The sequence below is a fragment of the Bdellovibrio sp. CKG001 genome (assembly GCF_055397465.1).
The window spans coordinates 1,584,975-1,602,693 of the sequence record NZ_AP029173.1 but is presented as its reverse complement, the minus strand read 5'-3'; the positions used below and the strand labels follow the sequence as shown (position 1 = coordinate 1,602,693).

General features: G+C 48.1%; 12 protein-coding genes and 1 tRNA gene. 4 read left to right on the top strand and 9 right to left on the bottom strand.

The window, feature by feature from the left end:
* Nucleotides 1-128: 128 nt before the first annotated feature.
* Both ACZ50P_RS07725 and ACZ50P_RS07720 read left to right on the top strand, forming a co-directional pair.
* Nucleotides 129-1,082, top strand: coding sequence for a cysteine synthase A (locus ACZ50P_RS07725; RefSeq protein ID WP_464134846.1), 954 nt, complete (start codon nucleotides 129-131; stop codon nucleotides 1,080-1,082).
* A gap of 113 nt (nucleotides 1,083-1,195) precedes the next feature.
* The gene (locus tag ACZ50P_RS07720; RefSeq protein ID WP_464134843.1) at nucleotides 1,196-1,579 is read left to right on the top strand and encodes a hypothetical protein; all 384 of its coding nucleotides are present in this window, start codon (nucleotides 1,196-1,198) and stop codon (nucleotides 1,577-1,579) included.
* Nucleotides 1,580-1,581: 2 nt separating this feature from the next.
* Here the strand turns inward: ACZ50P_RS07720 and ACZ50P_RS07715 are convergent, their stop codons facing one another.
* Entirely contained in the window at nucleotides 1,582-2,073 is a 492-nt protein-coding gene (locus ACZ50P_RS07715) for an N-acetyltransferase family protein (protein WP_464134842.1), read from the bottom strand.
* 93 nt (nucleotides 2,074-2,166) lie between these two features.
* Here ACZ50P_RS07715 and ACZ50P_RS07710 point away from each other — a divergent pair, with 93 nt between their 5' ends.
* Nucleotides 2,167-2,865, top strand: a complete 699-nt coding sequence (locus ACZ50P_RS07710) for an RluA family pseudouridine synthase (protein ID WP_464134839.1) — start codon at nucleotides 2,167-2,169, stop codon at nucleotides 2,863-2,865.
* 40 nt (nucleotides 2,866-2,905) lie between these two features.
* Here the strand turns inward: ACZ50P_RS07710 and ACZ50P_RS07705 are convergent, their stop codons facing one another.
* From ACZ50P_RS07705 to cueR, 5 genes are all read right to left on the bottom strand, one after another.
* The gene (locus tag ACZ50P_RS07705; protein ID WP_464134838.1) at nucleotides 2,906-8,665 is read right to left on the bottom strand and encodes a hypothetical protein; all 5,760 of its coding nucleotides are present in this window, start codon (nucleotides 8,663-8,665) and stop codon (nucleotides 2,906-2,908) included.
* Between the two features lie 383 nt (nucleotides 8,666-9,048).
* Nucleotides 9,049-9,480: an OsmC family protein gene (locus ACZ50P_RS07700; protein WP_464134835.1), complete on the bottom strand. Its 432-nt coding sequence runs from the start codon at nucleotides 9,478-9,480 to the stop codon at nucleotides 9,049-9,051.
* Nucleotides 9,481-9,649: 169 nt separating this feature from the next.
* Nucleotides 9,650-12,154 (bottom strand): heavy metal translocating P-type ATPase, encoded by a 2,505-nt coding sequence (locus ACZ50P_RS07695; RefSeq protein WP_464134833.1) that lies wholly within the window; start codon nucleotides 12,152-12,154, stop codon nucleotides 9,650-9,652.
* A 183-nt stretch (nucleotides 12,155-12,337) separates the two neighbouring features.
* A complete protein-coding gene (locus ACZ50P_RS07690) occupies nucleotides 12,338-14,572 on the bottom strand; it encodes a copper-transporting P-type ATPase (protein WP_464134830.1) in 2,235 nt (744 codons plus the stop codon).
* Between the two features lie 121 nt (nucleotides 14,573-14,693).
* Nucleotides 14,694-15,089, bottom strand: a complete 396-nt coding sequence (gene cueR, locus ACZ50P_RS07685) for a Cu(I)-responsive transcriptional regulator (RefSeq protein WP_464134829.1) — start codon at nucleotides 15,087-15,089, stop codon at nucleotides 14,694-14,696.
* Nucleotides 15,090-15,425: 336 nt separating this feature from the next.
* Here cueR and ACZ50P_RS07680 point away from each other — a divergent pair, with 336 nt between their 5' ends.
* The gene (locus ACZ50P_RS07680) at nucleotides 15,426-15,632 is read left to right on the top strand and encodes a heavy-metal-associated domain-containing protein (protein WP_464134828.1); all 207 of its coding nucleotides are present in this window, start codon (nucleotides 15,426-15,428) and stop codon (nucleotides 15,630-15,632) included.
* A 125-nt stretch (nucleotides 15,633-15,757) separates the two neighbouring features.
* Here ACZ50P_RS07680 and ACZ50P_RS07675 read toward each other — a convergent pair.
* From ACZ50P_RS07675 to ACZ50P_RS07665, 3 genes are all read right to left on the bottom strand, one after another.
* Nucleotides 15,758-15,833: transfer RNA gene (locus ACZ50P_RS07675), tRNA-His, on the bottom strand.
* An 82-nt stretch (nucleotides 15,834-15,915) separates the two neighbouring features.
* On the bottom strand, nucleotides 15,916-16,896 hold the full coding sequence (locus ACZ50P_RS07670; RefSeq protein WP_464134825.1) for a hypothetical protein: 981 nt from the start codon (nucleotides 16,894-16,896) through the stop codon (nucleotides 15,916-15,918).
* Nucleotides 16,871-17,629 (bottom strand): glycosyltransferase family 2 protein, encoded by a 759-nt coding sequence (locus ACZ50P_RS07665; protein ID WP_464134824.1) that lies wholly within the window; start codon nucleotides 17,627-17,629, stop codon nucleotides 16,871-16,873. The genes ACZ50P_RS07670 and ACZ50P_RS07665 overlap by 26 nt, the downstream gene beginning before the upstream one ends.
* Nucleotides 17,630-17,719: the final 90 nt, after the last annotated feature.

Genomic DNA, 17,719 nt, shown 5'->3' with positions numbered 1-17,719 from the left:
GAATAAAAACTCTGACAGGCAATCATCCGGGATTCAACTGAATTTTACCAAACCTGTTTCCCATCAACACTTCTTGGCAAGACGGGATTTTCCTCCCATCTTGCCGATTAAATCGCTAATCTTAAAGCATGCTATATTCAACACCACTTATTAAAATTCACTCTTTATCCGAAATCACCGGTTGCGATATTTATGGAAAGGCCGAATTCCTGAATGTCGGTGGCAGTGTGAAAGACCGGGCGGCCCATGGAATCATTGAACAAGCCGAGCGCGACGGATTGCTAAAGCCCGGAGGCACCATCGTTGAAGGCACCGCAGGAAATACCGGGATTGGTCTTGCGACACTAGCGGCACAACGCGGATATAAATGCGTGATTGTTATGCCGAACAATCAGGCAACCGAGAAGTACCAGACGCTGAACGCCCTGGGGGTTGAGTTGATTACAGTCGCCCCTTGTCCGTTTGCTGATCAAAATCACTTTTATCACACAGCCCGCCGCCTGGCTGAAGAGCGTGGGGCCTTCTGGGCCAATCAGTTTGAAAATACAGCAAATTATCAAAGCCACTATAAAACCACAGGCCCTGAGATTTGGGATCAGACCGACGGCCAAGTGAATGCCTTCATTGCAGCGGCTGGCACCGGCGGCACCATTGCCGGAGTTTCACGCTTCTTAAAAGAAAAAAATCCCCACGTCCACATCCGACTGGTGGACCCGATGGGGTCTGGTTTGTATTCCTATCTGACGACTGGGGAAATCAAATCAACCGGCTCTTCAATCACGGAAGGCATCGGCATCATGCGCCTGACGGCGAACTTCAAAGAGGCCCTAATTGATGATGCAGTTCAGGTGAACGACAGCGAGATGATTTCGATGCTTTACCATCTGGCGCAACACGATGGCCTTCTGGTGGGGACCTCTGCCGCTTTGAACGTCTATGCTGCTTATAAGTATGCCCTGGAGAACAAAGGCAGGAAGCTCGTGATCACCACTGTCCTTTGTGATTCAGCGCTTCGCTACACTTCAAAGATTTTTAATGAGACCTTCCTGAGAGAAAAGAACCTGATCCCACAGAAAATATAAACTCTCGGACGGGTCTTGTTTCTCATTTTATGAGAAACAATTTTTCCCTCCGGGAGATGACATCTCTTTGCCTCTTTACTTACCCTGAAGGAGCCACCAAAGGAGTCACTCACATGAAACATCTTGCCGTCTTACTCGTACTTGCTGCTCTGTCTTTTCCTTCTTCCAGTTTTGCCACTGTCCAGGGCGATGAATACCTGGGCCAATGCAAAATGCAAGATGGTGATTTTTTGGTTTATCAGAATAAAGAACAAAATGTTTTTAGGTTTCAGCTGGTAACAACAACAGAGACCAAGGAAGTTGTCTTTGATCGCAAGTTAACCTGGCTATGGTATGAAGTCGATGCCTCTTACTGGAAGTTTAGAAATGGCCGACACAATGGCGTGTTTTCCTGGAACTTTTATTCCCGTATCGGCCACCTTAAATACGTCAAAGGCGAGTACTATTACTGGCACCTGACGGAATGTGATATCAATGAAAGGGCGATTGCCTACTAACCTTACCCCTCACCTGAGGATCGGGCAAAGTTTTCCAGATTTTGTCCGGTCAGCCGGTACACGGTCCATTCATCCATAGGCACGGCACCGATGGACTTATAGAAATCAATGGCTGGCTTATTCCAATCCAGAACAGACCATTCCACACGACCACAACCTTCTGCCACTGCTTGCGCAGCCAAAGCCTGCAAAAGACGCTTTCCCACCCCCTGTCCGCGAGTTTCAGGCAGAACAAAAAGATCCTCCAGATAAATGCCCTTGCGCCCCAGGAAGGTACTGAAGTTATAGAAGTATAACGCAAATCCGACGGGCTGTTCATTCAGATCTGCGATCAGAACCTGCACCGGGGACTTTTCACCGAAAAGCTGAGACTCTAACAGGTTTTCATCCGCGACAACCTCGTGAGCCAGTTTTTCGTATTCAGCCAAAAGCTTGATGAATTTCAGAATGGTCGGGACGTCGTTTTTTTGGGCTTTGCGGATCGATAATTTCATAACCGCTAGCCTATCACAGAAGATTTCGGAAGTTGGTGACTTTTTCAGGCAAAAGAAGGATTATGTTACGACCCGTTTGAAAAAGGACCTCCCGTGGCGACAAAGAAAATACCCAAAAAATATCAGCCGAAAGGTTTTGAAATCCTGCACGAAGACTTGGATATCATTGTCGGCAACAAAGCCCCGGGCCTTCTGACGGTCGCTGCCAAATGGGAACGGGAAAACACAGTTCACAATCTTTTGAACCAGTTCGTGCGCAAAGGAAATCCCCGATCCAACAAATGCGTGTATGTGATTCACCGCCTGGATCAGGCCACCTCGGGAGTATTGGTGTTTGCCAAGTCTGAAAAAGCCCAGCAGTTCATCAAGGACAACTGGAAAGACAACGTGAAAACCTATTACGCCATTGTTCACGGCACTTTGGAAAAGAAATCCGGAGTCATTCAGAGCTATCTGAGTGAAGACGAAGACTATGTCGTACACTCAAGTTCGGACTCCACAGAAGGAAAACTGGCGATCACCGAATACGAAGTCCTGAAAGAAACGGACAAGTTTTCTCTATTAAAAATCAATCTTCTGACGGGAAAGAAAAACCAGATCCGCGTTCATTTGTCGGAAGCCGGGCATCCCATCGTAGGGGATGCCAAGTACGGTAAAGCCAATACTCCTTACAAGAATCTTTGCCTGCATTCGGCGGAATTGGAAATAACTCACCCCCACAGCAAGGCCCGTCTGAAGTTTAAAGCGGCGGTGCCGGGGCACTTTAATTCTCTGATCAACTACAATTATTAACCTCAATGGGACTCATCAACCGAGTAATTTGAGCATAGCGCTAGGGCCCTGTCGGAAGATCAAATTGATAGATACTGCCAGTGCCCGGACTAATGAGGATCGTATCTTCATCCATCCACGTCATCCCATTAGCTCCCGCCGCAAAATTACCGACGATACTTTTCAAGGTGTTATAGTCTGTCGTGTTATCACACCATGATTTGCCAGACGAAATATCCTTGCAGTAAAGACCGTAATTATCCTTGAAATACCATATTTGTTTTCCATCCATAGAGAAGATGTAATTGTGGATAAGCCCTGAAGCAACCGTGAACAGAGTATTCAGCGTGCTCGTAGCCGGATTATCTGGATTGGTGATATATCGAAGTTTATTCCCCTCAGAGAAATAGAGACGATCTTGATCCTCTCGATAGCTCAAATAGCAGCGGTTGGAACTACCCATGCATGCAGGCGCGAAGGTCGCATTTTGCACTCCACCACCAGGAGTCGTGATATCAGCACTACTTGTTGGCCCCATGGAAAGGGTCACAGTCGTTCCACCCATGACTCTGGTGACAACGTTGCTACTAAAATCCAAGTACTGAATTTTCCCTACTGGATCATAGCCCACCTGAGGGAACCCGCCGATCAGAAACATCCCCTGCCCTTTTAAGACAAGGTTTGAGATTCCGCCATAATAGTGCATGGCCGTATTGCGTGGGTCCGAACCATTCTCTGCAGTTTCAAATGCAGAAGAACTATTCTGAAGACGCACTGCCTTACGGTTGCTGTCAATTCGATAGCCTAAACTTCCAATTCTTAGCCATGGAAGACCATTGGAATCAAAGGTTAAGGAATGTCCACCGCCGCCCATGTGCGGAGGACCAAGATCACCATCCTTGCTGATGGTGACTCCCGTTTCTGCATAGACAGTTCTGGCCTGATCCCCCCAGAGCACTTCAACTTTGTTCGTCAAGGGATTGATATACCCGAAGATCATCGCACTGCTATCAACAAAATACAGTCCAGCAGGAAATGCCGCTTGGTTTGCTTCTGAGGCCTTTTTGTAATAGATTCCTCGGAACGTACCACGCGCTAACATCTTATCACCGCCATCGCCATAGAATGGCAACGATCCAATAACAGTTCTGATCTGCCCCTGCCCATCTATGTAACGAATTCGATTATTGGCATTCCCACCAGGACCATCCGAGAAATAAAGGGTCCCGGAGCCGTTGATAACCATCGAAAGATTATAGATACAAGCTAAAGTCGCATTGACACCATCCTTCGAACATCCGGAGGAATACGGTGCTCCAGCAACTATCGTTGAAACCTCGCCACCATTCCCAGCGGTATTCACTGTTGCCTTTTTAAGGTAGTTACCATCGCGATAGTAAAGCATTTGATCCACGGGATTGAAAGAAATCTGCTTATATCCGCTACCGACGAGATTTGTAGTTCTGATGATACCATTCAGAATTTTGTAGTAAGAACTGGAACCATAGTGACCGAAGTAAATCGTATTTCCACGGTCCATCACCTCTAAGGTCGCAGTAACTGCGTCGTACGCATCCGAACTAATTGGTGTTGAAAGCGCCGCAGTACCCGCAACAGGGTTTCCATTGCTGCAGTCCCCGGCAATCGCACTTAGATTCCCCGGAGTCCCATCTGAATTTTGCGTAAGCTTAAACAGTCTTTTCGGTCTCTTTACATTAGCAACAAACTCATTAATACAATTTGCAAAGAAATAAACAGAGTTGTCCTCATCAAAGACCAACTTAGAGCCATCACTAAAGCTCACGTTATCCCAGCGAGCCGTGTGATCATAGACACTCCCTCGCTTGATATAAAGTCGAGATGTTTTTGCTGATAGGTTCAGTTGATAAACGTTATAGTTCCCATCTTGCACATACATGTAACCTTTCTTATCGAAGGCCAGAGAGTTCACTCCAGTGATTCTAATCACACTTGGCAAAGCTTCTCCTGTGGTTGACAGGTTGGTCGAGGCATTAACTGAAAATGTATCCAAAATTCCCGTTTTTACATCGAGCTTTCGAATTCTTCCAGTTCCATAATCAAGAACATAGATGTCCCCTCGTACAGGATCAATCGCCAGATTATGATTCCCGTAACTGCTATTCGAGATCGCAGCCGAAGTTGCGGTTCCCCCATCACCACGGCCTGTAGATCCTGCATAAAAGCTCCAGTTACCAAGCCCGAGCCCCTGCGAGAAGGCTGTAATACTGAGATTGCCAGCCTGATCCTTAGCGACTGCTTTAATTCTTAAAAATCCACTGGTGGGGGAAATCCAGTTTGTAATAGTTCCACTTGCCGAAGTTTGGTTCCCCGACAAAGAACCAAACCATGTGATATTGGATGGTGTTGAGGTGTCCAGGTTAGTATACAAATCCTTCCACGTCAGGTTGTCAGTCGTGTAGGCAATGCTGATAGGATTGTTACTTAAACCCTCCACATCACTGACCGACCAATTGACCGTGAGTGGGTCCCCTACCACCACACTTGAACCTCCGGCGGTTCGCTCTAGTGACAGATTGACTATGACTGGGGGATTTCCCGTCTGATAGGAAATCGTGTCACAATCAATGCCCAAGGTACAAACCGATGGGGAAAATGCAGATATATTGCCCACTTCATCCTTGGCCCAGACACAAATTTTCTTAACCGCATCTACCGGGGAAAGCGTATAAGGTATTGCCGTAGTCGCATTGCCCCACGCCACCCAGTTGTTATCGGCAAAAAGGCCCTGACACTCGCCAGACTCGGTTGTCTCTGCAAAGCGCACATGCACGTTTGTCGAAAAGTTATCGTTCACACCAACCTTTGCATTCACGAGTGGCGTCCCAGCATAGCTGTCCCCATCATTCACTACCATAGACAGCAAAGTGGGCGGCGTCGAATCGAATGTGATATTTACTGCTGAAGTCACTGCAGTTGAAAGGCCCGTCAGATCGTTCGCCCGCAATCGCAAACGAACTAGGTTGCTATCAAGATTAGGGGGTGTCCAACTCACACATCCCGTGCTCCCTCCAGGGACCACACAGGAATTGGCACCATTCACAAGGGATGCTTGAACTAGCTGCCAAGTCGCACCACTGTCCGTAGAATATTCCAAGGCCATCGGGTTGGAACCAAAGTTTAGGTCTGAGGCAGTCCAAAGAATCAACTGTTCCTTGCCGCCAGCAAAGATTCCAGCATTGTGCGATTGCAACACCACGACGGGCGGTGTTGTATCCAATCCCATTGTAACTGTACTTGCCGGAGACACGTTCCCGACGCTATCCTTCGCCCAAGCATAGATCGTCTTATTGCCATCTCCACCTGACACCACAAACATCTTATTCCCACCACAAACTTCCCAGTTTGCATCACTGCGATCCGGTAGCGTGCTGGATTCGCTAAAGATCATTGCTACGGCATCACCGGAACAGTTGGCAATCGCAAGATCCACATTTTGTGAGTTATTGGGACTAGCGGAGACTCTGGTTAAACTAAGTGCAGAAGGTGCCACGCTATCAATGGAAAGACTTCCCGTCGACGTTGCGGAGGTGTTATTATTTGCCAGATCCGTTAGTGTCACCCGCACTTTGACTTCAGTGGAATTGATTGATGGGACTATCCAGTTATAAGTACCTGAGTTCGATGTCCCAGCAACAATCACATTCCAAGTGCTTCCATTATCACTAGAATATTCGAGTTTGATTGGGGTTGCGGACAGGTTCAAATCACTGGCGTTCCAAGTGATTTTTTGCTCCTCGCCTCCTCGGAATGATCCCGAGTTCAAAGAGGTCAATGACACCAACGGAGATGTCGTATCCAAGGTCATATTAACACTGACAGAGCTGGCACTCACATTACCGACAGCATCCTGCACCCATACTTGCAAAGTGTGACGACCTTCACCTGATACAACATAGGAAGGCATAAGAACACAAGATTGCCAGCCAGACGCTGCAGAAGCGGGTTGAACCAATGATTCGCTAATAAGGATCTTGGCAATATCAGTGCACGAGGACAAATTCAAATTTACGGTCGCGCTGTTGGAATATTCCGCACTGACGAGGCTTAGTACCGGCAAGCTCGGTGCCATGGAATCAATACTGAAATTTGCTGCGGACTGTGCCTGCGCGACATTTCCCACCTGATCTGCAGCTGTGACCCGAACACGAACCTGCGTGGAATTTAGAAATGGCAACACCCAACTGTAACTACCTGTATTTTCAATATCTGAGACAATCGTATTCCAGGAGGCACCATCATTCGCACTGTACTCAATCTTTATGGGCTTTGCAGGTAAATGCAAATCACTCGCACTCCACGTGATATTCTGCGCACTCCCCCCCAGGTATGTTCCCGAGCTCAAGGAGGTCAAACTTAAACTCGGTGCCAGACTGTCTATTTTAAAGACAGAGCTGCCAACACTGCTCCAGTTCCCGGCTTTATCCTTCGCTCGCACGCGCAAACGGGCCGCACTGGTGTTTTGATTAGGCACACTCCAAACGTAGGTAAAACTACTAACAACTGGATTTAAATATGATGCAAGCTCTGAGAAGTTCATGCCATCTTCGGCATACTCCAAGACCACATTTTCCACCCCAACCCCAAGATCCAGAGCCGTGAAGGAGATCGTTTGTTCACCTCCACCGCGGATCAAGGAAGCCACATTTTGCAAATTCACCACTGGCGAATCTTGCTCCAGGATTACGCTGACTGAGCTGGCGACAGTTGAAATATTATTTCCAGCATCCAGAGCCCACAAACGAAGCACCTTGTTGCCATCCCCTGTGGGCAGCATGACATTCAAGGACTGGGAACCCCCCTGAGAGCAGGTAATATCATAGCGAGCAAGATCCAACGGCGCTGCGGGTTCATCCACAGTAAGGGCCAATTTAGAAAAGCTTGCACAGTTCACCAACCCAGAACCGGTATTTATGGACACGCTGATGGCGGCCGTACTTGTCGGCGAGGCCGTAATAAGAGAAAGTTCCGGCGCTACAGCAGGAACAGTGTTCTGAATCACAATAGTTTTTGTCAAAATCTTGTAGGGCTTGCTTAAGTCCAGCCCCCCGCTTCCATTGTCTTTTCCAACATACAAACTCAGGGTGTGCGTTCCCTGATCGTTGGCCGATGTCGTATAGGTGAGACTGGGGCCGGTTGAAATCTGAACATTATCAAGCTTCCAAATATAAGCGACTGCATATTCTGGAGACCAGTGACCCGTGTTCACTGACATCGTCATGGCTTGAAGCTCGTCTCCTTGACTTGGAACATCCAGATTCAAAACTTGAGGAGCTGCTTCAGTCAAGATCGTCGGAGCCACCCCTAAAATATCTTTGAAGAATTCTCGAGCCTGCGCATCGGTAGTCAGCATCTGATAGGCCTCATCAAAAGTGAGTGCCCCTTGCAAAGACTTAATCACGGACTCCATTCTGTCCTGATGTAACACAAGCGCGCTCGCCAGCTTCTGTTTTTCATCCGTATCTAAGAGATATCCCAAAAGCGTAGACCCCTGAGAAACATCCTGCCCCTGCACTCCAGTGACAGGGCGACTTAGTATTTCCCCACATCCCTCGATACGCACCACCAGAGGAGTTGAAAACTTGCCGTTTTTAAACTCAAGTCCTGACGCCCCCTGAATTTTAAACGAATATCCAGCGGACTCTGAAAGCGCACTTGTCGCCAACTCCGGTTGAATCTCCTCACCGCTCGAATCAATTTTATACAACTTAGCGTTAGCGCCCGCACAGGAAGCAGAAACTTTTTCGGATTTAACAGACAAACTCTTAGAAATGGGATCCAAAAGCCTTCCAGAAATCTCAGTCGCTTTGGCATTCCAGCTTAAAATCTCTGACGAGCAACCAGACAAAAGCAGTAAGAAAGAAAGACTCAAAACAATCGAGTCCCCGCATCTTATTAGCGATTTAAAGGAAAGATGACCGCCCTCATACATGCTACTTCTGTCGCTCCCTGAGCTCTATCGGCAGAAAAAGAAGCAGGCTTGATCTTTAAGAGAAAAAACTGCTGCAAGATCAGATCATATCGCAACACTCAGAGGTGGTTCCTTGGGACACTCAACTTGGAAAAGAATATTTTTTTGAATTACCCAGAAAGGTTTACAACTATTCAACTAAGGGCAACCTCTAAAACGGACGACAATGAGACCGCAAGGCGATTAACACAAAATCAACCTAATACCTTGCGAACCATTATTCCCTGAAGATCCGTTCCCGGAGCCACAGTATTAAAAACGGTCCCATACTTTTTAACATTTTCGTGTAACAAGGCGATGCGATGATCGTCTTCATCTGTGTCGACTCTAATTTCATAGGAAATGGACTCCATTCGCGGAGGCACGTCCTGCCGGACTCCATGAACCTTCACCTCAACACCACGCAAATCAAACTTCAAAATTGGCACGACTCTTTCGATACCCTTGATCATGCATGCCGACAATGCCGCCAATAGCAACTCGGCCGGATTAAATGCGTCGGGATTTCCATTAAGATTTGTATCAAGATTTATTCGGGCATTTTTACAAAATGAGACCGACTGTGTGCTATCAACTCTTTCTGAACGAACATCAAAAGTCATCTTGGTCCTGGTAACGTCAACCATATTTGTTCCTAACAGTTCGCATTCGGATTTTTTCTATACTATCATGAATATACTCTACGAAGTCTTCACACACCGCAAAAAGAAGCCACCAACATTCTTACTGGGACCGCCCAAAAAGTCCCGGGCCAACCCCGGAACTACAGATATGACAAATAATGCAGTCACAAACTTAGAGCTGACCTTTGATCGGAAGAGGACAAACCACATCATCTTCAATGACTTCTGTTGCCTCAGCACGGCTTGACGGCTTCCATCGTCTTAGTAGCAGCGCATTCGAGACCACACTGACGCTGCTTAGGGCCATGGCTCCTCCGGCAATCACAGGACTCAGTAGCCCTAAAGCCGCAAGAGGTATTCCAATCACATTGTAGATGAAGGCCCAAAAAAGATTCTGCTTAATTTTGCTGTATGTTTTCCGGGAAATCTCGATAGCATCTGGGATCAATAAAGGATTTCCACGCATCAAAGTAATGCCGGCCGTATGCATAGCGACATCTGTTCCTGTCGACATGGCAATTCCCACATCGGCTGCAGCAAGAGCCGGAGCATCATTAATACCATCTCCGACCATAGCTACAATTTCACCTTTTCGTTTAAGCTCCTCAATAATACGTGACTTGTCCTGCGGAAGAACTTCTGCCCTGACCTCATCAATTCCTAGTTCACGTGCCGCCTTTTCAGCTGCGCCGCGATTGTCACCCGTGATCATAACGGTCTTGATTCCCAAGCGTTTAAGCTCCTCAATCGTCGCCTTTGAAGTCACTTTCACTTTATCACTGAAAGCAATAAGGCCTAGGGGGCCGGAATCCCCTTCTTGCGCTATAAAAGAAACCGTGTGACCTAGTGAAGCCAGTCGAGCAGCCTCAGCCTCAAATTCATTTGTGCTAACTCCCCGCTCATCCATCAGTCTCTTAGTTCCAATAAAAACGAGCTTTTCGTCCACTCGCGCTTCAAGACCTCTTCCTGGGATGGACTTAAATTCACGTGCTTCTTTTACCGCAAGCCCAATCCTGCGAGCCTCCTCGATAACTGCTTTTGCAAGTGGGTGCTCAGAACCAGCCTGCACACTGGCCGCAAGACCTATAATCTCATTGTGTGAGCGCTTACTGGCAACTCTGGAGACTTTAGGACGACCCTCAGTTAAAGTTCCTGTCTTATCGAAGGCAACTGTCGTCACAGAATGTGCCACTTCCAGGGCCTCTGCATCCTTGATCAAAATACCCGCCTTTGCTCCCTGACCCGTACCCACCATAATCGAAGTTGGTGTTGCCAGTCCCAAAGCACAAGGACAAGCAATTACAAGAACGGCGACACCAGCAATAATAGCTGACTCCCAATCACCTGTCACAACCCCCCAGGAAAGGGTCGTCACCAGAGCAATCACCAACACTACCGGTACAAATACACTGCTGACTTTATCCACCATACGTTGAATGGGTGCCTTTCCAGCTTGAGCAGATTCCACTAAGCGAATGATTCTAGCCAGAGTGGTTTCACTGCCTAGAGCTCCCGTTTGAATAACCAGAAGACCATCCGCATTGACTGCCCCGCCGGTAATCTTGTCACCTCTTGATTTGGACACGGGCAGACTTTCTCCAGTAATCAGAGATTCATCGACGTGACTTGCCCCTTCCAAGACGATACCGTCCACCGGAATTCTTTCACCAGGGCGAACAACAACCAAGTCCCCCAGCCGGACTTCCTCAATTGAGATTTCCAGCTCTTTGCCTTCGCGTCTTACGCGTGCAACTTCCGGGCGCAAAGCTTGGAGGACCTTGATTGCTGCCGAGGTCTGCTGCTTGGCTCTTGACTCAAGATACTTCCCAAGAAGGATCAAGGTAATGACAACAGCTGCGCTCTCAAAATAGAGATGTCCGGCTCCAGCGTGGCCGACATGCTCACCAAACCTCACAAGGTAATAAACACTGAGAAAATAAGCCGCTGACGTGCCGAGAGAAACCAGCAGATCCATGTTGCCGGATTTCGCTTTAACCGCCTTCCAAGCGGCTTTATAGAATCTGGCGCCCAGCCAGAACTGAACTGGCGTGGCCAAAAGAAGCTGCACCCATCCCGGAGGCATCCAGTGAACACCAAATGGGATTAGTAGCATAGGAACAACCAATGGACTCGAAAGCAGGGTCGCAATAATAAGATGATTTCGCTCTTTTTTAAGAATACGTTCTTTTTCCTGATCCATCCCCTCTGCGGCCCCCTTGCCGTCCTCAACAGGCTTGGCAAGGTACCCCGCATTTGCAACGGCACCGATAAGATCATGCTGGGTGACTAAACCTGGGACATAGCTAATTCTAGCCCTTTCCGTTGCAAGGTTCACAGCAGCAGCTTTTAATCCCGGCAGGGTTTTCAATGACTTCTCAATTCGCCCTACACAGGAGGCACAGGTCATGCCCTCAATACTGAGCTCCACCTCACGAGTGGGAACTTCATAACCAGCAGTTTCAATTGCACCGACAACCAGCGGAAGCTGAGATGGATCATAAATCTTCACACTCGCCGACTCTGTTGCGAGACTGACTGTGACCTCGCGGACCCCCTCAACCTTACGAACCGCCTTTTCGATTCGAGAGACGCAGGAGGCACAAGTCATGCCCCGGATTGGGATGTTTGTCTCAAAGTCGGATGTCATCGCGCCAGATGTGTTTTCTAGATTTTTCATGGCTTCACTCCTTGTATAGAAATCACTCTAAGGCTTCCAACGTTTGGAAGGTCAATAGGGATACACCAAGGATTTTGAAAAAATCGACACATTTAGCCATTTTGAGACAAAAGTCACCCGGGGCTGGACCTTCCCACTGTTGGAAGCTTGATGGTTATCCGCCCCAACGGAGCCTGATCACGACTACTTGAATTTTCTAAGACGAAGGGAGTTTGCAATAACAGAAACAGAACTAAAGCTCATCGCAGCTGCAGCAATCATGGGACTCAATAAAAGTCCCGTAAAAGGATAAAGAAGCCCTGCCGCCACCGGCACCCCAAGCGTGTTGTAGACAAACGCAAAAAACAGGTTTTGTTTTATATTCTTGAGCGTTTCTTCGCTGAGTGACCTTGCTCTCACAATTCCCGTAAGATCACCTTTAACCAGCGTGATCCCTGCGCTATTCATCGCAACATCGGTTCCCGTTCCCATAGCAATGCCAACTTGAGCTTGCGCAAGCGCAGGGGCATCGTTGATTCCGTCCCCCGCCATAGCAACAAATCCGCCCTCCATTTGCATTCTTTTGACAACCTCGGCCTTCTGTTGCGGCAGCACATCTGCGAAATAGCTATCCAAACCCACTTTTTTCGCCACGGCTTGTGCTGTCTTCTCATTGTCTCCAGTCATCATGACCACTTTGATCCCAGCTTTTTTTAAAGACTCAATTGCCTGAACCGTCGTCTCTTTGACCGGATCCATGACACCTAACAAGCCCGCGATTTTCCCATCAATCGCCACGTACATGACCGTTTGACCGTCTTCCCGAAGGCGATCAGCTTCAGCCTCCGCCCTACCCAAATCGATCGAGAGCTCCTGAAGAAGTGCTTTATTTCCTATGGCGATCCGACGATCATTGACCTGTGCCTGAGCCCCTTTTCCAGTAATAGATTTAAAATCAATGACGTCACGGAGCCCAACCCCACGCTCTCCAGCACCTTCTACAATTGAGAGCGCCAAGGGATGCTCACTTGCCTTCTCAAGACTCGCAGAGAGAGCCAGAAGTTCTTTTTCCGGCGTCCCATTCAAAGTCTTCACTGTTACAAGCTTGGGTTTCCCCACAGTCAGCGTCCCGGTTTTATCAACAACTATCGTATCCACCTTTCTCATCATCTCGATGGCCTCTGCGTTTCTGAATAGAACCCCCATAGAAGCGCCGCGCCCCGACGCCACCATTATTGACATCGGAGTCGCCAACCCCAGAGCGCAAGGACACGCGATGATAAGAACTGCCACGGCATTGATTACCCCGTGCGCAAGCTTGGGATCCGGCCCCCAGATGGCCCAAACACCAAATGACAGCAATGCCACCAGAATGACCGCCGGAACAAACACCGCGGAAACCTGATCGGCCAGCTTTTGAATTGGCGCCCTGGATCTCTGCGCTTCCGCGACCATTTTCACAATCTGAGACAAAAGAGTGTCTTTACCTACTTTTTCAGCTTGGATAACCAGAGACCCTGTCCCATTGATGGTAGCCCCGACGACTTTTGATCCTGCCTGTTTTTCAACGGGCATCGACTCACCTGAAACCATGGACTCGTCCACCGAGGACTGCCCCGATAACACAATCCCATCAACAGGAACTTTCTCTCCAGGCCGAACTCTGAACTGATCACCCACATGAATGTGCTCCACGGGAATATCCACTTCGCTCCCATCTGGATTGATCTTGCGCGCAGTCTTCGGGGCCAGCCCCAAAAGCGACTTTATGGCAGCACTGGTTTGCCCCCGCGCCCGCAGCTCCAACACTTGCCCAAGCAAGACCAGTGTGACAATGACCGCTGCGGCCTCAAAATAGAGCCCCACTTCACCCGTCATCGAATCCTTAAAAGATGCCGGAAAGACATTCGGTATAAGAACGGCCACCAGACTGTAAAGATAGGCGACGCCGACCCCCAGCCCAATCAAAGTAAACATATTCATACTTTTATTTTTAAGCGACAGCCAAAATTTCACAAAGAAAGGCCAACCACCCCACAAAACCACAGGTGTTGCCAACGTCAATTCTGCCCATTTCACAAAAGAATGAATTTCTTCAGAATGAATAAACGTGCGACCTCCCATTGTCAGAAACAGGAGCGGGGCACTCAAGAGCGTGCTGACCCAAAAACGCTTTCTCATGTCCAGATATTCGCTGCGATCTTCCTCCTGATCCAACGAAATCACAAGGGGCTCCAGAGCCATTCCACAGATAGGACAACTACCCGGTCCCATTTGACGAATTTCTGGATGCATCGGACAGGTATACTCGACATCCGTTGCCTGCGAGGCCTCCTCAGGAGAGGCCTCCAACGCCAAGTCCTTGATCAAATCCGGCTTCTTCCTCAGCTTGCCAGTCTCTCCGTGAGTGTGATGTCCATGATGACCGTGCGACTCCATAAGAACTCCTCTTTACTGGTGTCTTTAAAGAGTAGCGCAGAAGGTTTCGTCTAGGAATGCCGGCATACTTTTTACACCGGTCTTCACAGCTTTACCTATGTCAACTGACTTACAACGATTCTCATTTCATTCTACTGGATAGATTTTCAAGAATCGGACAATCGGGCCGATGATCCCCCTGACAACTCTTTGAGAGATGTTTCAACGTTCTCACCATCTGTTCCAGTTCAAATATCTTCTTTTCCATTTCCTCGACATGCTTCATAGCCAAAGTCTTCACTTCTGAACTAGCCCTAGACTTGTTTCTCCACAAACTCACCAGCTTCTTAATTTCTTTCATCGAAAACCCCAAGGATCTGGCGCTTTTGACAAAAGACAGAATATGGACATCCGCGTCCGAATAGGTTCTATAACCTGATTCACTTCTGCTGGCTTTCGGAATGATACCGATAGATTCATAATGACGAATCAACTTTGCGTTAACGCCGGAAATTTTTGCAGCTTCACCGATATTCATGGTCACCTCGTTCTTTAATCTTAACCAAACGTTCTAATAATTAGAATCTTTAGTTTGGAAATAAAAGGGATCTGCGAAGATGTTATGTTTTTTCACTCCACGGTCCAGCAAATGAGGAGTGATTGAATCAATCATCGGAGGCGGACCCGCCAAATGAACACCCTGCCTTCGCGCGGCCTCCAAAATGTATCCAGCCTAGAGCTTCCAAATATTGGAAGGTCAAGAGATCACTGGGCCTCTTTCTCATAATGAAATATCCATTTTTTTCTTTTGACCTTCCAAATACCGGAAGCCCGAAACTGAGGGTAACAAGATCTAGAAAATAAGGAGGATCTTATGCATGAATTTAAAGTGGAAGGTATGACATGCGGAAGCTGTGCGAACTCGATTCAAAGAGAGATCAGAAAAGTTGATCCTGACGTAAAAGTCCAAGTGGACATCGGTCAGAAACTTGTCAAAGTTGAGAGTGGGGCTGACAAAGACGAGATCGCCACCTTGATTGAAAAGGCCGGCTATGAAGTCATAAAGACCAACAACCTATAATTGAAAGAAAAGCTAGAATAAAAAGAGGGGCCTCGTTGAGGCCCCTCTTTTCGCCTCAAGGACCGACGCCTTTAAAAACAAAAACCCCGACTCTTGCGAGACGGGGTCCATAAAAATCTAAAAATTGGGGTGAGTAACGGGGCTTGAACCCGCGACACTCGGAATCACAATCCGATGCTCTACCAACTGAGCTATACCCACCACAAAGGAAGATCTTTTATAGGGCCTTGCCGAACAAAGTGCAAGCAAGAAAATGACCCAGAATCGAGGATTTTAAAAAGTCCTAATAATCACAAGGACCTACGACAACCTGCGCCTTACAAAGACTGCCGCCTTTTTCGGCATCTAGAACCGTTTCTTCGGCCCACTCCCCATTGGCGTTGCATCGATGGCGCACGCAAGACACCCCTGGCACGGTCACCAAACAAGCTTTTTTCTCTTTCTTAGGATTATTCAGGCAGGTCCATGAACATTCATTGAAGCGCCCCGCCGGTCTTTGGCAGATGGCCCCTTCTTTTGCGTCAATAGCCCTGGCTTTGGCCAGGCGCTGTTTTTCAAGCTTCTCTTTTTTCTGACGTAACTTTTCAGCTTCGCTGGCTTTGGCCAACTCTTTCAGATCCAGGGCCGTCACGGCCGTGAGGCGTCCACGTGGGATCTTTTTTCCTTTAAGCAGGATATCGTAGGCAATTTCCCCACCTTCAAGAACTCCTTGGAAACTGACTTGCTGACCGCTTTGGACTTGGACACTGTCTTCCCCGTTCAGCGCAGAAAACTCCATGGAGCCTTCAAACATCTTCACGCCAGCCAAAGCCCTAGACGGATCCACACTTAAAACATAATCCCCCGGCGGGGCGATGAACTCAAAAAGATCCGAACGTAAGGCTATATTATAAGCCGCCTTGTCCTTTAAACTCTGCTGCCAGCGCAACTGCCCGGTTTTCAGAATAACCACCGGCGCCTCACCACTTTCCCAGGAAATCACCGGGATCGTCAGTTCCCCCGCCCCCAGCAAAGTGATCGTTCGCTTTTCATCAAGTTGTACTTTAACTTCCCCATCCAATGAGGTCTCAAGAACGGCTTTTTCCCTAAGAGCCACGGGTTTTCGCAAGGACAGGCGCTTGCCGTCCTTCCCGGTCAACCACACCGCACCACGCACCTGACTGACTGCCGGATACTTAGGAGCTGCGGCCGGAGCTTTCAGTGCAAAACCCAAAGACATCAAAACATAAAAAAGAACTTTAACTGTTGGAATTTTTCTGAACACGCTCGGCCTCCCACATCTTGGCGAACTTCAGGAAGATGGAATAAGAGGCTCCGACCGCGATAATAAAACCCGGGAGTCCATCCATGAATCCGCGTTTCACGATATAAGTTTCAATGAATTTCGAAAAAGGCTTCGTGAAGAACTTGAAGTAGGAAAACTTCTTCCCCGACGCCATTAACTGCTTAGCCCCCAAGGTCGAATAACGATCATTGGTCACCACCTGATCGCTCAGGCTGTCAAACACCCAGTGATGCAGATCGTGCTTCACCTTGAGCTTTCTTTTGACTTCAACTTTTTCATGAACATCAGCGGCATTCCACTGAGACTGGGACTTGTTAAACAAGCGCAACTGATAATCGGGATACCACCCGCCGTGAGTGATCCATCGTCCCAAATGATAGGACTTGCGCGGAAACAGATACCCGGCCTCACGGTCCAAACTGGCAAACTTCTGGCAAAGCTCTTCGGCCAGTTCGGGACTCAAGGCTTCATCGGCGTCCAAAGATAAAACCCAGTCATGTTTTGCCTGAGCCGTGGCGAAGGCCTTCTGAGGGCCGAAACCCTTCCATTTTTCCTGAAAAACCCGGGCGCCGCATTTTTGAGCAATCTCAACGGTGCGATCCGTCGAAAAGCTGTCCACCACCACCACATCATCAACAAACGGCGCAGAGCGAATGCAGCGCTCAATGTGCGCCTCTTCGTTCAAAGTAATGATCACAAGAGAAATCGGCAATTTTATCACCTAATCAGAGTCTCTTTGGATCAAAGTCTTGTCAAACGATTCGCGACTCGCTACGATTTTTTGAATCGAAAGGTTTTTATC

Bases quoted from the DNA above. Each gene is read 5' to 3' on its own strand.
- ACZ50P_RS07725 (WP_464134846.1), top strand. From the start codon at position 129: ATGCTATATTCAACACCACTTATTAAAATTCACTCTTTATCCGAAATC.
- ACZ50P_RS07720 (WP_464134843.1), top strand. From the start codon at position 1,196: ATGAAACATCTTGCCGTCTTACTCGTACTTGCTGCTCTGTCTTTTCCT.
- ACZ50P_RS07715 (WP_464134842.1), bottom strand. From the start codon at position 2,073: ATGAAATTATCGATCCGCAAAGCCCAAAAAAACGACGTCCCGACCATT.
- ACZ50P_RS07700 (WP_464134835.1), bottom strand. From the start codon at position 9,480: ATGGTTGACGTTACCAGGACCAAGATGACTTTTGATGTTCGTTCAGAA.
- ACZ50P_RS07695 (WP_464134833.1), bottom strand. From the start codon at position 12,154: ATGAAAAATCTAGAAAACACATCTGGCGCGATGACATCCGACTTTGAG.
- ACZ50P_RS07690 (WP_464134830.1), bottom strand. From the start codon at position 14,572: ATGGAGTCGCACGGTCATCATGGACATCACACTCACGGAGAGACTGGC.
- cueR (WP_464134829.1), bottom strand. From the start codon at position 15,089: ATGAATATCGGTGAAGCTGCAAAAATTTCCGGCGTTAACGCAAAGTTG.
- ACZ50P_RS07680 (WP_464134828.1), top strand. From the start codon at position 15,426: ATGCATGAATTTAAAGTGGAAGGTATGACATGCGGAAGCTGTGCGAAC.